This window comes from Gordonia sp. Z-3 (assembly GCF_036233855.1).
Classification (GTDB): Bacteria; Actinomycetota; Actinomycetes; order Mycobacteriales; family Mycobacteriaceae; genus Gordonia; species Gordonia tangerina.
On sequence record NZ_JAZARS010000010.1, the window covers coordinates 38,560 to 52,061 of the forward strand.

Consider the following 13,502-nt stretch of genomic DNA (forward strand, 5'->3'; position numbering starts at 1 on the left):
CGATGACCAAACGTGTACTCCAGGTCGTCGCCGGCGTCGTCCTCATCGCGCTCGTCGCGGTCGCCGCCTACCTCGGCTTCACCAAGGCCACGACCAAGTCGGTGACCGCCTACTTCCCATCGGCCACCGGCCTCTACAACGGAGATCCGGTGCGGGTGCTCGGCGTCGACGTCGGCAGCGTCACCTCCATCACACCCCGCGAAGGCGATGTGCGGGTGCAGATGTCGATCGACCGTGACACCCCGATCCCGGCGGATGCCAAGGCGGTCGTGGTGGCCCAAAGCCTGGTCTCCGGACGTTTCATCCAACTGACCCCGGTGTACTCCGACGGCCCGCAGCTCAACGACGGCGACGCCATCCCGATGAAACGCACCGCCGTCCCGATGGAGTGGGACGACGTGAAAAAGCAACTCGGTGAGTTGACCGAGGCGGTCGGTCCGCAGGGGGCCGAACCGGGCACCGCCGCCACCGCCATCGACGTGTTCGAACAGAACCTCAACGGCAACGGCGCTGCGATCAACCAGTCGATCACCGAATTGTCGGACGTGATGGACACTCTCGCCGCCGGGCGCGGTGACCTGTTCGCCACCATCCGCAGTCTGCAGAAACTCACCGACGCGCTGTCGGACAGCCACGAACAGCTCGTGCAGTTCAACGGGCGCATCGCGTCGGTCAGTGATGTGTTGGCCGACAACACCGACGCGCTCGACGGTGCGCTGCACAACCTCGACTCGGCGATGACCGACATCCAGGGGTTCATCGCGCAGAACAAGGACGCGTTGACGACGTCGGTGTCCGACCTCGCCCAGTCGACCTCGATCCTGGCCGACAAGGACGAACAGTTGCGTGGCCTGCTGCATTCGGCACCCAACCAGCTCGCCAACTTTTACAACATCTACGACCCGCTGACCGGTTCGCTGTCGGGTGTGTTCGGCCTCGGTATGGGCAACAATCTCATCACCCTGCTGTGCGGCACCATGGACGCCAACAACCGACCCGGCCAGAGCCAGGCCGACGTCGAACATTGCGTGGATGTGCTCGCGCCGATGCTGTCGACCATCGCCGTGGCCTATCCGCCGTTCATGACCAACCCGGTCAACGGCATCAACGCCACTCCCGATCAGATCACCTACCAGAACGCGAGTGTGAAAGCGCGTGCTCAGGCCGGTGTCCGGGCCCAGGACGCCCAGACCCGACGCGACAACGGCGGCGGTGCCCTCGGTGATCTTCTCGTCCCGTGGGGAGCTGAAGGATGACCGGGTCGATGATGCGGCAGGTGCGTCTGCTGGTGGTGTTTGCGACGGTGGTCGTGGCGGCCACCGCGTGCGGATTCTCCGGGCTCAACAGCCTGCCGGTACCGGGCGCACAGGGAACCGGCAGCGGCGCCTACCAGATCAGCGCGGTGCTGCCCAATGCCGCCGGGCTGGTGAGCAACGCGCCGGTGATGATCGACGATGTCACTGTCGGCTCTGTCGGTGACATCGAGGTGCGGGATTGGAATGCCGAACTCGACATTCGCCTCGACAAGGGTGTGCGGATTCCGCAGGGCTCGCATGTGATGGTCGGGATGACCAGCGTCCTGGGTTCGACCCACCTGCAGATCGTCGAACCCGACTCTTATGACGGGTACATGGCGCCGGGGGACCAGATCCCGCTGCCGGCCTGTCCGGAGTCACCGAACATCGCGGCGCCGACGACTGCCCCGCCGGAGCCCGACATCAATTCCGCGCAGCAGGTGCCGGGGTGTTCCTATCCGACCACCGAGCAGGTGCTGAGCTCGCTGTCGGTGGTGCTCAATGGTGGCGGGCTCTCGCAGTTCGGCGACGTCGTGCACGAGATGGATGCCATCTTCGGCGGGCGACAGGAGCAGATCCGCGCCCTCGTGCCGCGGCTGAATGTGCTCGTCGCCGACCTGAATCGGCAGCGAGGCAACATCATCCGGGCGATGGAAGGACTCGACCGGATGACCGCCGCGATCAACGAGCAGACCCCGACGGTGGAGAAGGCGCTGGCCGATGCCCCGGCGATCCTGTCGCTGCTCAATGATCAGCGACAGCAGTTCGTCACCGCACTCGATTCGCTGGGCCGGCTGTCGAAGACCACCAACGACGTGCTCGACGCCAACTCCGACGACATCGAGACCATCGTCGCGAATCTGGACCGGGTGCTCGAGCAGACGGCCGCCGCAGGCCCGGCACTGCCCGGGTCGTTGAAGATCCTGCTGACCTTCCCGTTCCTGGAGGAAGCCATCCCCACGATCATCAAGGGCGACTACGTGAACTCGGATCTGGTGCTGGACCTGACCTTCGAGCGTCTCAACAACACGATCTTCCGGTCGGTCGGCGCCGTCGGACCCGAGGGCGTCGCCGGCACACCCGCCGGTGCCGCCAAGCGCGGGCTGGACCCGTTCACCTCACCGCTGACCCCGGGCGGGGAGCGACGTCCGGACTCTGACGAGCCCGTTCCCGCGCCGGCCGCCACGCCCAGCGCAACGACACCCCAGCGTGGTTCGGGAGGTGGCAACTGATGAAGATCACGCGGTTCGTCCGCATCCAGCTGATCATCTTCGCAGTCGTCACCGTGGTGGCGATGGTCGCGATGGCGATCTACTACGTACGGATTCCGTCGATGGTCGGCGTCGGGCGCTATCAGGTGGAACTCAACCTGCCCAGCACCGGTGGCCTCTATCAGAACGCGAATGTCAGCTACCGCGGCGTCAACGTGGGCAAGGTGGAGTCGGTGCGGCTCACCGAGAACGGCGTGCAGGCGACACTGTCGATCGACAGTGACACCAAGGTCCCGGCGTCGTCGCAGGCATCGGTGCGCAGTGTGTCGGCCGTCGGCGAGCAGTACGTGGAGTTCACGCCGCGTGACGACGGACCGAGTGGAAACCTTCACGACGGGTCTGTTGTCACCAGCGACGATGTGCCGGTGGAGATCTCGTCGGTACTCGATCAGGCCAATGCGCTGCTCGACAAGGTCGGGGACACCAAACTGCGCGCACTGATGGACGAGGCGTTCACCGCCTTCAACGGCACGGCCGAGGATCTGCGACGGCTGCTCGACTCGATGATCCTGCTGGTCGACGACGCGGACAAGAACTCCGATGTGACCATCGACCTGGTCCGGCAGGCGGGCCCACTGTTGGCGACGCAGTCGGCGACCGCAGACGACATCCGCTCGTGGACCGCCGATGTCACCGCCGTCACCGATCAGCTGCGCGCCAACAACCCGGAGATCACCGATCTGCTCGAGAAGGGGCCGACGACGGCGTCGCAAACCGAGCAGCTGTTCGCCTCGATGGATCAGACGCTCCCGCTGCTGATCTCGAATCTGGGTGTGGCGTCGAAGACCCTGGCGGTGTATCTGCCCAACCTCCAGCAGATCCTCGTCATCTATCCGCGGCTCATCGACGCCCTGATCACCGCGCTCAACGCCGGTGATCCGCGATACGGCCCGAGCGTGTTGTTCTCACTCGGCTTCCAGGATCCGCCGCCGTGCACGGTCGGCTTCCTGCCGCGCTCGGACTGGCGATTCCCGTCCGCGCAGACGGCGCGGGAGCTCCCGCCGGGCATGCTGTGCCGGGTGCCGCAGGACGCGCAGGTGGCCGTGCGCGGCGCGCGCAACTATCCGTGCGTGGAGTTCCCCGGGCGACGGGCACCGACGCCGGCGGAGTGTCGGACCGGCTACAAGCCGGAAGCCGGCACGAATGATGCCTTCCCGAACGGATTGCCCGGTGTTCGGCTGCCCAACGAACCGGCCGGTTACACCACGCCGGGGACACCGGCCGACCACGAGCCCGGGCCGGCCGTCTACGCCACCAGTTACGATCCCGAGACAGGAGATTTCATCGGACCGGACGGAAAGACCTACAACGCCGGTACCGGACAGAATTCGCAAGGACAAGACAGCACATGGCAGAGCCTGATAACGAAGACCGTCGAGGGCTGACCCCGCCGGCCGGGCAGACCGGGCCGGTGCGTCGCGCACCGCTGCGGCGGCCCCGGCGGCCGGGCGCCCGAGAGACGAAACCCGACGTCGGCGGCGAGAGCCCACCCCCGTCTCCCGATGAGCGCGAAAGTGACCCTCTGGTGCCTGAGGAGCGAGCTGGCGAGCGTCACGAAGGGCCGGCTGGCGAGGAGCGCGAAAGTGGCCCTTTGGTGGCTGAGGAGCGAGCTGGCGAGCGTCACGAAGGGCCGGCCAACGAATTCACTGACCGCGGCGCCGGTGACATCGAGGCCGACCCGACCGAGGTCGAACAGCGTCTCGGCTATCGGGCACGGCGCAAACGGCGACGCTCGGCCACCCGCCCGGCAGCGCCGAGCACGATCGACAGCGTGCGCTATCGCGGTGCCCGGCGTTCGCGTGGCTGGATTGTCGGTGGCGCGGTGGGTGTGGTGGTCCTCGTGGCGAGTGTGGTCGCAGCGGTGGTGTTTGCCGTCGGCATCGGCCGGATCACCGACGAACAGGAACTGCGCCAGGAGTACTCGACGTTCGCCCAACAGATGGTGGTGAATCTGACGTCGCTCAACGCCGACAACGTCGACGACGCGATGGCGACGTTGGAGGACAAGACCAGTGGCCGCGCGCATCAGCAGATGCAGGACTCGATGAAGCAGGCGGTGAGCCTGGTGCGGGATCAGAATCTCGACACCAAGTCCACCGTGATCTCCGACGCCGTGACACTGGCGACCGCCGACGAGGGCACCGTCATCCTGGTGTACGGCTGGCAGATGAAGCCGGAGAAACCCGACGAGCAGACCATCGTGCAGACCTTCCGCTGGCGCGTGCAGATCACGCGGATCAACGATGAACTGAAGATGACGAATTTCGAGTGGGTGACCTGATGCAGCTCACCACACGTAGATTGCTCGTGGCGGCCGCCGTCGTGGTCACCGTCGCATGTGTCTGTGTCGCAGGCTTTCTGGGTTATCGCTACAACGAATTGCGGCTCTCCGAGCAGGCGCGTGATTCCTCCTTGGCGGCCGCGAAGGGATATGCGACGACCATGTTCGGCTACACCCCCGATAACGTCGAAGAGCATGTCGCGCAGTCGAAACAGGTGCTCACCGGAGCAGCCAAACCGACGTACGAAGACCTGGTGACCAAGAACAACCTGGTGTCGGAGGTGCAGAAGCAGTTGGTCGTGTCCGAGGTGACGATCCAAGACGCCGGGGTGGTGACCAACACCGCCGACACGTCGCAGGTGCTGATCTTCATGAACCAGTCGGTGACGCGCGGCGGAAAAGAACTCGTGCGAGTCGATCCCAGCCGTCTGACCTTCGACTTGGTCGAACAGGACGGCCGATGGATGATCACCGGGATCGACGTGATCACCGACGATTCGTTCCGCAGCCGGATCGAGCAGACCGACACGCCACCGCCGGGTGCGGTCCCGTTGCCGGCCCCGAGTGCGCCTGCATCGCCGACGCCGGCGGGCTGACCTTTCGTGTATGACGTGGTTCTCGCGACCACCGGTGGCCGAGTAGGCCGACGCGCTAGCCGAGGTCGTATCGAGGTCACCTGACGTGGTCTCGATACGCGACTCACTCCGTTCGCCGCTACTCGACCATCGGGTTGTGTGTTCGTGGTTTTCTGGTGGTCGAGTAGGCCGACGCGCTAGCCGAGGTCGTATCGAGGTCACGTGACGTGGTCTCGATACGCGACTCACTCCGTTCGCCGCTACTCGACCACCGGCTGTTGCGTTCGCTGCTACTCGACCATAAGGGGTGCGTTCGCCGCTACTCGACCACCGGGGTTCCGCAGCACAACACAGAACCGGGGTCGACGGCCTTGTGGCCGCCGACCCCGGTATCCCCTGTGAGAGATCAGGCTTGCGAGGTGTAACCCATCGGCATGAGGATGGACTTGTGTTCCAGGTAGGACTCGAGGCCTTCGCGGCCGTTCTCCCGGCCGATCCCGGAGTTCTTGTAGCCGCCGAACGGTGACGCGGGATCGATGGCATACCAGTTGATCCCAAGCGTTCCGGTGCGGATCTGCTTGGCCACCTGCACGCCACGCTCCACATCCGCTGTCCAGATCGAACCGGCCAGACCGTAGTCGGAGTCGTTGGCGATGGCGATCGCCTCGTCGACGTCGTCGTAGGCGATCACACTGATGACCGGGCCGAAGATCTCCTCACGTGCGATCGTCATGTCGTTGGTGACACCGGTGAAGATTGTCGGAGTCACATAGAAGCCGTTCTCCAGGCCCGCTGGGCGGGTGCCCTCGAGAACAGCGGTCGCGCCTTCGGCTTTGCCGGTGGCGACGTAGCCCTCCACCTTGTCGCGTTGCTTTTCGGTGATGATCGGGCCGAGCATCGTGCCCTCGGCGGTCGGAAGGCCCGGCGTGAACGTCTTGGCGGTGTCCACCATGGCGGCGACGATCTCGTCGTGCCGTGACCGCGGCACCAGCACCCGGGTCTGGGCGACGCATGCCTGCCCGGCGTTGATCAGGCCGGCGGAGAACACCAGCATGTGAATGTTGGCCGCGAGATCGACATCGTCGAGGACGATGGCCGCCGACTTACCGCCGAGTTCCAGCGAACAACGCTTGAGGTTCTCGCCGCAGCGCGCGGCGATGGCGCGACCGGCGGCCGTCGACCCGGTGAAGGTGATCTTGTCGACGTCGGGATGCTCGACGAGGGCCTTTCCGGTCTCCGGTCCGCCCGGCACCACCGATATCACTCCTTCGGGTACACCGGCTTCGACGAAGAGCTGCGCCAGCAGGTTCGCGTTGAGCGGGGTCTCCGGAGCCGGTTTCAACACGATCGAGCACCCCGCCGCCAGCGCCGGGCCGAACTTGTTGCACAGCAGGAACAGCGGCACGTTCCACGCGATGATGGCGCCGACGACACCGACCGGCTCGCGCGTCACCAGGGTCTCGCCGAACAGGCCGGTGCGTGTCTCCTCCCACGGGAAATCGGTTGCGGCGCCTGCGTAACCCTGTAGCACGCCGGTCGCCGGTAATTGTTGCAGGGTCGCGACGTCGGTGGGAGTGGCACCCATTTCCGCCGAGACCAGATTCGTGATGTCGCCGGTCCGCTCGTTGATCAGGTCGGCGGCGCGACTGAGCACGGCCGCGCGTTCGGCGGGTGCAGTGGCGCTCCAGACACCCGAGTCGAAGGCGGCACGCGCACGGGTGACCGCGGTGTCGACGTCGGTCTCGTCGGCGAGCGGAACCGAGCCGACACGTTCGCCGGTGGCGGGCGAGAACACCTCGAGCGTCTCGGTCGAATGCGGGTCGACCCACTGGCCACCGATGAACAGTTGCGGCTGGTCGCCGGCGCCGACAAGGGCGGATGCCGGACGGGACTCGACGGTCTCGGTCATAGATGTGCTCCTGAGTCGGGTGTGAACTACTCCACACCTGATACTAGAACACGTTCTAACTTTGTGGCCAGGGGCGTCCCAAGCGCATCGGTCACCGACCGAAGCGGATCATCGCGGTCAACCCCTCGACGACGTCGTCGAGCACCGCGAGTTGCGCCGTGACGGTGTCGCATTCGAGCAATCGCTGTCGGTCCGCCGGGCCGATCGGCAACCGCAGTGTCCAGGCGAACAACCCGTGCTCGACGACGTCGTCGACGTCGAAGTGCGGCAGCCCCGCCGCGGCCGCCTCCGGCCGTGTCTGCGCGACCTCGGTGACGAAGTCGGTCAGTCGGTCGCGCAGGTCGATGATGCGCGGATGATCGTCGGCGGTGATGGCGGCATCGGGCAGCGGTTCGGTGACGGCTCGTGGATAAGGGTCGTCGGGCAGCCATTCGGTCACCCGGAACCGCCCGGCTCCGGTGCAGGTCAGCGATGCCTGGCCATCGGCCTGCCGCAGCACATTGTCGATGCGCGCATACGTGCCGACCTCGTGGCGCACGTCGCCGCCACCCACCTCATGGCCGCGCGCGATCAACACCACACCGAAGAACCCGGCACCGTCGGACCGCTCAGCGCGACCCAGGCAGTCCGAGAGCATCTGCCGGTACCGTGGCTCGAAGATCCTCAGCGGCAACGGTTCACCGGGGATCAGCGCGGTGCCCAGCGGGAACATCGGTGTCACCGGCGGGCCCTCCGGCGTCACAGGGCGGCCGTCATCGGTGTGCGAGGTTCGACGCCACCGTCAGGTCGACGGTTTGGCGTCGAGCACGACCTCGAACTCGAGCAGGTCGGCCCCGCTGGCGACGGGCTTGGCGCGCTCGCCGGAGTGTGCCTCGCGGGCGGGACCGGACGCCCACGCCTGAAAGTCCTCCTCGGTCTCCCAGTGCGTGACCACGAAGTAGCGGTCGTCGCCCTTGACCGGACGCAGCAGCTGGAATCCCAGGAAGCCCTTCGATCCGTCGACCGAATGAGCCCGATTGGCGAATCGCTTCTCGAGTTCGGGGCCGGCGCCTTCGGGGACCGAGATCGCGTTGATCTTCACAACAGACATGGCCACACCCTACTGGCATGCTGGAGGACGTCATCAGCAGTTCGTATCGGAGGCGGAGGTTCGTGATGGCGCGGGAGCGATTGACGCCGGGTCCGGAGCATCCCATCACCGTGGCGCGCGCGGATGGGCGGGTCGTGGTGCGCGCGGGTGACGCGGTGGTCGCCGACAGCGTGACCGCGCTGATCCTGCGGGAGGCGCACTACCCGCCGGTGGTCTACCTCCCCTTGTCCGACGTGGATTCATCGATGCTGCGTGAGAGTGCGACCACCACCTACTGCCCGTTCAAGGGGGAGGCGAACTACTACGACCTCGTCGTCGACGGCGGTGTGTTGCCAGATGCGCTCTGGGTGTACCGCGATCCCTACGACGCGGTCGCCACCATCGGCGGTCACGTCGCGTTCTACCCGGATCGGGTGCAGATCGAGACCGGCGTCGCGCGGGTCGGCTAGTTCGTCGCTGCCATACCCTGGAGTTCGTGACGACCGAGTACGTGGCGGGAACGGTGAGCAGGTCGGGCGATGCAGCGCCGGCAGTCCGGGAGACCGGGTTGCGTGATCATGGCGGGCCGGTCGACGTCGACGGACACGATGTTCGTGGAGTCGGTCCGATCGTGTTGCTGCACGGACTGATGGGGCGCGGACGGACCTGGCGTCGACAGATTCCGTGGCTACGTCGCCACGGCCGCGTCTTCACCTTCGACGCGGCCTTCCACACCGGCGCCGACGTCGCCGCACCCGACGATGTCGCCGAACTGAGTACCGAACGCTTTGTGGCCGACCTCGCCGAGATCCTCGTGTGGATCGATCAGGGGCCTGCGGTGCTCGTCGGCCATTCCATGGGCGGGCTGCACGCCTGGTGCACGGCGGCGGCGTATCCGGAGATGGTGTCGGCGTTGGTCATCGAAGATATGGCGCCGGATTTCCGTGGCCACACGACGCGGGACTGGACACCGTGGTTCGACTCCTGGCCGGAGCGATTCGGCTCTGTCGAGCAGGCCCAGCAGATGTTCGGTGAGGTAGCGGGGCGCTATTTTTTCGAGGCTTTCGACGACGGCCGGCTGCACGGCGATCTGCAGATCTGGACCGAGATCGCCGAGGAGTGGGCTCGGCGCGACTTCTGGTTGCAGTGGCGGGCGGTCGACGTACCCAGTCTGCTCATCGAAGCCGGCAATTCGGTGACCCCGCCCGGGCAGATGCGCACCATGTGTTCGCTGCAGCAGTATGCCGACCATCTGTGCGTGGTGGGTGCGGGACATCTTGTGCACGACGACGCCCCGGACGTCTACCAGGGTGCGGTCGAGGCGTTCTTGTCGGCGTTGCCGAGGTGAGTGTTCTGGCGGCGGGTGCTGTGGTCTCGATACGCTGACTCGCCTAGCGGCTCGTCGGCTACTCGACCACCGGAGGGCGCGGGTCGTCGGCTACTCCCTGGATCGAGTAGCGAGATCGACCACCGGAGAGGTGGCTCCAATCGCTGGTCGATCTCGATACGCGACTCACTCCGTTCGCTGCTACTCGATCCAGGGAGTAGTTGCAAGCTGCTAGGCGAGCGACGTATCGAGACCATTCACACCTTCAGCCCGCTTCTCCCGCAAGGCAATACCGGCCATCGTCGGTGAGCTCGACCAGACCGTCGACGAGCAGTGAGTCCAGCGCGCGGTCGCGCTGCGCGGTGTCCGACGTCCACACCTGGTCGAGTCGTGGGCGTTCGACCGGATGGGCGGTGCCCCGCAAGACGTCGAGCAACAGTCCACGCACCTGGCGATCGGTGCCGGCGAACTTCTGCACCTTGCGTTTCGGTCCGGTGTGAGCCGGGCGACCGAGGCGGACCCAGGTGCAGTCGGTGAGCGGGCACTCGTCGCAGCGAGGTGTGCGTGCCGTGCACACCAGCGCACCGAGTTCCATCAGCGCCGCGGAGAACCGGGGCGCGGTGTCGGCGGGGGAGCCGTCTGCTGCGCGGGGCAGCAGAGCGTCGGCGTCGGCGAGATCGGCTCGGGCGGGGTTGCCCGGGTGTTCGCGGCCGTGCACCGCGCGGGCGATGACCCGTCGGACGTTGGTGTCCACCACCGGAACCGGTTGCCCGTAGGCGAAACAGGCGATCGCTCGAGCCGTGTAGTCGCCGATACCCGGCAACTGCAACATCGCGGCCACGTCGTCGGGCACGCGGTCGTGGTGATCGCGGGCCAGCACCGTGGCGCATTCGTGCAGACGCAGCGCCCGCCGAGGGTAGCCGAGCTTGCCCCAGGCGCGCAGCACCTCGCCCGGGGAGGCGGCGGCCATCGCCGACGGCACCGGCCAGCGCGTCACCCATTCCCGCCACGGTCCGATCACCCGGGAGACCGGGGTCTGCTGCAGCATGATCTCGCTGATCAGGATCTGCCATCCCGATAGTCCCGGCTCTCGCCAGGGCAGGTCGCGTTCGTGGAGGTCGAACCAGCCCAGCAGCGCGGGCGGTGGCACACTATTCGACATGAGCCAACTGACGCCTACCGAAGCCTGGAAGATCCTGCAAGAGGGGAACGATCGGTTCGTCGCCGGGGAGTCTCAACATCCCAAACAGGGTATCGAGGACCGCGAACGTCTCACGTCGGGGCAGCACCCGCACGTCGTCCTCTTCGGGTGCTCGGATTCACGGTTGTCTGCCGAGATCATCTTCGATCAGGGCCTCGGCGACATGTTCGTGGTCCGTACCGCGGGCCAGGTTCTCGATTCGGCCGTCATCGGTTCGCTGGAGTTCGCCGCCGCCGTCCTCGAGGTCCCGCTGATCGCGGTGCTCGGGCATGACAGTTGCGGAGCGGTGAAGGCAACTCTGAACGCGTTGGACAACCTGGAGATCCCCGGCGGCTACATCCGGGACGTCGTGGAGAAGGTGAGCCCCAGCATTCTGGCCGGCCGCAGCGAGGGACTGACCCGTGTCGACGAATTCGAGGCACGCCACGTGCTGGAGACCGGTCAGCAGCTGATGGAGCGTAGCCGGATCATCGCCGATCGTGTCGAGGACGGTCGGCTGGCGATCATCGGGTTGACCTACGAGCTCGGCGAGGGGCGTGCGCAGGTTCGCGGCGTGCTCGGTCAACTCGACGGAGTCGAGACGGTCGACGTCGCGCACGGCTGAGGTCACCGGGCGGGGCTGAACCCCAACTTTAGACTTTCCGCCGGTCAGGCCCGGTTTGCGCGACACGCCGAGCCGGGTCGGACGGTGGTTTCTCGCCTCCCGTTAGCGTGGGGGCGTGATCGAACCGAGCGGCCCGCTACCACCCGAGATCTACTGGCGACGACGCGTCGTCGCGTTCGGTGGCGCCGTCCTCGTGATCGGTCTGATCATCGGTTTGATCATCTGGGCCACCAGCAGCGGCGGCGACGAGCCCAGCAATGCGGCCGCGACGTCGTCGGCCCCGTCGTCGACGATCGCTTACTCGGCCGAATCGTCGGAGCCGTCGGAGAGTGCCGGCGTGTCCGGAGGCGGAACCGGCGGTGGTGACGCGGCCGCCGGGGCACCGAACGACGCCTCGGCGTCCGGGGCAGTGCCCACGCCCGGCGGTGAGTCGGCCACCCCCGGTCCGGTGCCGGCCTCCGGATTGTGTCCGGACGCGAATATCTCCGTGGTGCTCTACACCGACAAACCCACCTATTCCCAGGGTGACCAGCCGGTGTTCACCATCGTCACGACCAACGCCGGCCTGACCGAGTGCACGCGTGACGTCGGCAAATCCGCTCAGGATGTGATCGTCCGCAACCTCGACGGCACGCGCACGTTGTGGTCGGCGCGCGACTGCTCGCCGCTGCAGACCCCGAACAATGTGAGCCTCAAACCCTCCCAGCAAGTGCGCGACACCATCACCTGGTCGTTCACCACGAGCAGCCCCGGCTGTGACACGCCACGTGTGCCAGTCCCGGTCGGGGCTTACCAAGCCATCGGAAAGATCGGGGAGAAGGAGTCCGCGCCGATCACGTTCAACGTGGTCGCGCCCGCGCAGGAGCCGTGAGCCCGATTTTGTAGTACCAACCAGCGAAAATCCGCGGGTTGGTACTACAAAACGGGTCAGGTCGTGGCGCGGGCGATGAGCTCTACCGGCAGGCGAATCGTTTCCGGTTCGCGGTCGGCGACCAGGTCGAGCAGGCGGCGAGTGGCAGTGGCGCCGATGTCATGTGCCGGTGATCGCACGGTGGTGAGTGGGACCGGCAACTGCGCGACCACCGGGATGTCGTTGTAGCCGATCAGCGCGAGATCCTCGGGAATGCGCAGACCGAGATCGCGGGCCACGCCCATCACACCGATGGCGATCGTGTCGGAGACCGCAAAAATCGCGCGGGGTCGGTCCGGGCTGTCGAGGAGTTGCCGGCCGGCGACGATGCCGCCATCGACCTCGAAACCGGATCCGACGACCCGACTGTCCGGCAGCGGCACCGATGCCGTCTCGAGGGCGGCGCGGAATCCGGCGGTTCGGTCCGATGCGGTGGTGGCGTGCGGTGGGCCCGCGATCACCGCGAGGTCGGTGTGGCCGCGGTCGAGCAGGTGGCGCGCGGCGAGATAGCCGCCGTGCCGGTCGTCGCCGCCGACGAACGGCAACGACGACCCGGCGTGGCGGGTGACCGCGAGCAGCGGAAGTCGGCCGAGCGCCAACGAATCGACGAACGGATCGCCGGGGGTGTGCAGGCCGCTGATCATCAGTCCGTCCACCTGTCGACCAACCAGCAATTCGATGGCCCGGCGTTGGGCGGCGAGCTCATCGGGCGGACTGGACAGCAGCACCGAGTACCCGGCTTTCGACGCGGCTTCCTCGATGCCCTGGTAGGTCGTCGCGACCACACCGTCGGTCAGCCGTGTCATCACCACCCCGAGTGTGGTGGTCTTGCGGGTACGCAGGCTCGCCGCCCAGATGTTGCGCTGGTAGCCGAGTTCGTCGGCGACCTGTCGCACTCGTCGGGCCGATTCCGACCAGCCCACCGCGGGCTCCGGCTGGCGCAGCACTCGCGACGCGGTCGAGACGTGCACGCCGGCCCGTTCGGCGATTTCTTTCAGCGTTGGGACCCGATCTGCCTCGGTCACGTGCGCAGCCTCCCCTCGAACGCCGTTGACGAACC

Annotated in this window: 14 protein-coding genes; 9 read left to right on the top strand and 5 right to left on the bottom strand. The window is 66.6% G+C overall.

Translation table 11 applies throughout. The annotated features are described in order from the left end of the window. Nucleotides 1–2: 2 nt before the first annotated feature. The 5 genes from VX037_RS13290 to VX037_RS13310 all read left to right on the top strand — a co-directional run bounded on the left by VX037_RS13290 (nucleotide 3) and on the right by VX037_RS13310 (nucleotide 5,443). Nucleotides 3–1,256, top strand: coding sequence for an MCE family protein (locus tag VX037_RS13290; protein WP_328714631.1), 1,254 nt, complete (start codon nucleotides 3–5; stop codon nucleotides 1,254–1,256). After that, nucleotides 1,253–2,527, top strand: coding sequence for an MlaD family protein (locus VX037_RS13295; protein ID WP_287016893.1), 1,275 nt, complete (start codon nucleotides 1,253–1,255; stop codon nucleotides 2,525–2,527). Before VX037_RS13290 ends, VX037_RS13295 begins: the two co-directional genes overlap by 4 nt. After that, a complete protein-coding gene (locus VX037_RS13300) occupies nucleotides 2,527–3,951 on the top strand; it encodes an MlaD family protein (protein ID WP_328714632.1) in 1,425 nt (474 codons plus the stop codon). The genes VX037_RS13295 and VX037_RS13300 overlap by 1 nt, the downstream gene beginning before the upstream one ends. Before the next feature lie 209 nt (nucleotides 3,952–4,160). Next, a complete protein-coding gene (locus VX037_RS13305; RefSeq protein ID WP_287016891.1) occupies nucleotides 4,161–4,847 on the top strand; it encodes a hypothetical protein in 687 nt (228 codons plus the stop codon). Then, nucleotides 4,847–5,443 carry a hypothetical protein gene (locus VX037_RS13310; RefSeq protein ID WP_287016890.1) on the top strand — a complete coding sequence of 199 codons (597 nt, stop codon included), beginning with the start codon at nucleotides 4,847–4,849 and terminating at the stop codon, nucleotides 5,441–5,443. Before VX037_RS13305 ends, VX037_RS13310 begins: the two co-directional genes overlap by 1 nt. Before the next feature lie 385 nt (nucleotides 5,444–5,828). Here the strand turns inward: VX037_RS13310 and VX037_RS13315 are convergent, their stop codons facing one another. From VX037_RS13315 to VX037_RS13325, 3 genes are all read right to left on the bottom strand, one after another. Then, the gene (locus tag VX037_RS13315) at nucleotides 5,829–7,331 is read right to left on the bottom strand and encodes an aldehyde dehydrogenase (RefSeq protein ID WP_287016889.1); all 1,503 of its coding nucleotides are present in this window, start codon (nucleotides 7,329–7,331) and stop codon (nucleotides 5,829–5,831) included. Between the two features lie 91 nt (nucleotides 7,332–7,422). Continuing rightward, complete coding sequence (locus VX037_RS13320; RefSeq protein WP_287016915.1) at nucleotides 7,423–8,043, bottom strand: LON peptidase substrate-binding domain-containing protein; 621 nt, start codon at nucleotides 8,041–8,043, stop codon at nucleotides 7,423–7,425. A gap of 69 nt (nucleotides 8,044–8,112) precedes the next feature. Then, the gene (locus VX037_RS13325) at nucleotides 8,113–8,421 is read right to left on the bottom strand and encodes an antibiotic biosynthesis monooxygenase family protein (protein WP_235726087.1); all 309 of its coding nucleotides are present in this window, start codon (nucleotides 8,419–8,421) and stop codon (nucleotides 8,113–8,115) included. 17 nt (nucleotides 8,422–8,438) lie between these two features. Here VX037_RS13325 and VX037_RS13330 point away from each other — a divergent pair, with 17 nt between their 5' ends. Together VX037_RS13330 and VX037_RS13335 are read left to right on the top strand one after the other, a co-directional pair. Continuing rightward, nucleotides 8,439–8,870, top strand: a complete 432-nt coding sequence (locus VX037_RS13330; RefSeq protein ID WP_328714634.1) for a DUF427 domain-containing protein — start codon at nucleotides 8,439–8,441, stop codon at nucleotides 8,868–8,870. 41 nt (nucleotides 8,871–8,911) lie between these two features. Then, the gene (locus tag VX037_RS13335; RefSeq protein ID WP_372512314.1) at nucleotides 8,912–9,748 is read left to right on the top strand and encodes an alpha/beta fold hydrolase; all 837 of its coding nucleotides are present in this window, start codon (nucleotides 8,912–8,914) and stop codon (nucleotides 9,746–9,748) included. A gap of 244 nt (nucleotides 9,749–9,992) precedes the next feature. On the opposite strand, the gene VX037_RS13340 is transcribed toward VX037_RS13335, so the two are convergent. Beyond that, a complete protein-coding gene (locus VX037_RS13340; RefSeq protein ID WP_235724157.1) occupies nucleotides 9,993–10,889 on the bottom strand; it encodes an A/G-specific adenine glycosylase in 897 nt (298 codons plus the stop codon). Here VX037_RS13340 and VX037_RS13345 point away from each other — a divergent pair. Then, nucleotides 10,888–11,532 carry a carbonic anhydrase gene (locus VX037_RS13345; protein ID WP_235724156.1) on the top strand — a complete coding sequence of 215 codons (645 nt, stop codon included), beginning with the start codon at nucleotides 10,888–10,890 and terminating at the stop codon, nucleotides 11,530–11,532. The genes VX037_RS13340 and VX037_RS13345 overlap by 2 nt on opposite strands. 115 nt (nucleotides 11,533–11,647) lie before the next feature. After that, nucleotides 11,648–12,403 carry a hypothetical protein gene (locus VX037_RS13350; protein WP_287016887.1) on the top strand — a complete coding sequence of 252 codons (756 nt, stop codon included), beginning with the start codon at nucleotides 11,648–11,650 and terminating at the stop codon, nucleotides 12,401–12,403. Nucleotides 12,404–12,459: 56 nt separating this feature from the next. Here the strand turns inward: VX037_RS13350 and VX037_RS13355 are convergent, their stop codons facing one another. After that, nucleotides 12,460–13,467, bottom strand: a complete 1,008-nt coding sequence (locus VX037_RS13355) for a LacI family DNA-binding transcriptional regulator (RefSeq protein ID WP_287016886.1) — start codon at nucleotides 13,465–13,467, stop codon at nucleotides 12,460–12,462. Nucleotides 13,468–13,502 lie beyond the last annotated feature (35 nt).

Excerpts from the sequence above, each read along its gene's own strand:
- VX037_RS13290 (WP_328714631.1), top strand. The coding sequence starts at position 3 with ATGACCAAACGTGTACTCCAGGTCGTCGCCGGCGTCGTCCTCATCGCG.
- VX037_RS13295 (WP_287016893.1), top strand. The coding sequence starts at position 1,253 with ATGACCGGGTCGATGATGCGGCAGGTGCGTCTGCTGGTGGTGTTTGCG.
- VX037_RS13325 (WP_235726087.1), bottom strand. The coding sequence starts at position 8,421 with ATGTCTGTTGTGAAGATCAACGCGATCTCGGTCCCCGAAGGCGCCGGC.
- VX037_RS13300 (WP_328714632.1), top strand. The coding sequence starts at position 2,527 with ATGAAGATCACGCGGTTCGTCCGCATCCAGCTGATCATCTTCGCAGTC.
- VX037_RS13340 (WP_235724157.1), bottom strand. The coding sequence starts at position 10,889 with ATGTCGAATAGTGTGCCACCGCCCGCGCTGCTGGGCTGGTTCGACCTC.
- VX037_RS13310 (WP_287016890.1), top strand. The coding sequence starts at position 4,847 with ATGCAGCTCACCACACGTAGATTGCTCGTGGCGGCCGCCGTCGTGGTC.
- VX037_RS13320 (WP_287016915.1), bottom strand. The coding sequence starts at position 8,043 with ATGTTCCCGCTGGGCACCGCGCTGATCCCCGGTGAACCGTTGCCGCTG.
- VX037_RS13315 (WP_287016889.1), bottom strand. The coding sequence starts at position 7,331 with ATGACCGAGACCGTCGAGTCCCGTCCGGCATCCGCCCTTGTCGGCGCC.
- VX037_RS13345 (WP_235724156.1), top strand. The coding sequence starts at position 10,888 with ATGAGCCAACTGACGCCTACCGAAGCCTGGAAGATCCTGCAAGAGGGG.
- VX037_RS13330 (WP_328714634.1), top strand. The coding sequence starts at position 8,439 with ATGCTGGAGGACGTCATCAGCAGTTCGTATCGGAGGCGGAGGTTCGTG.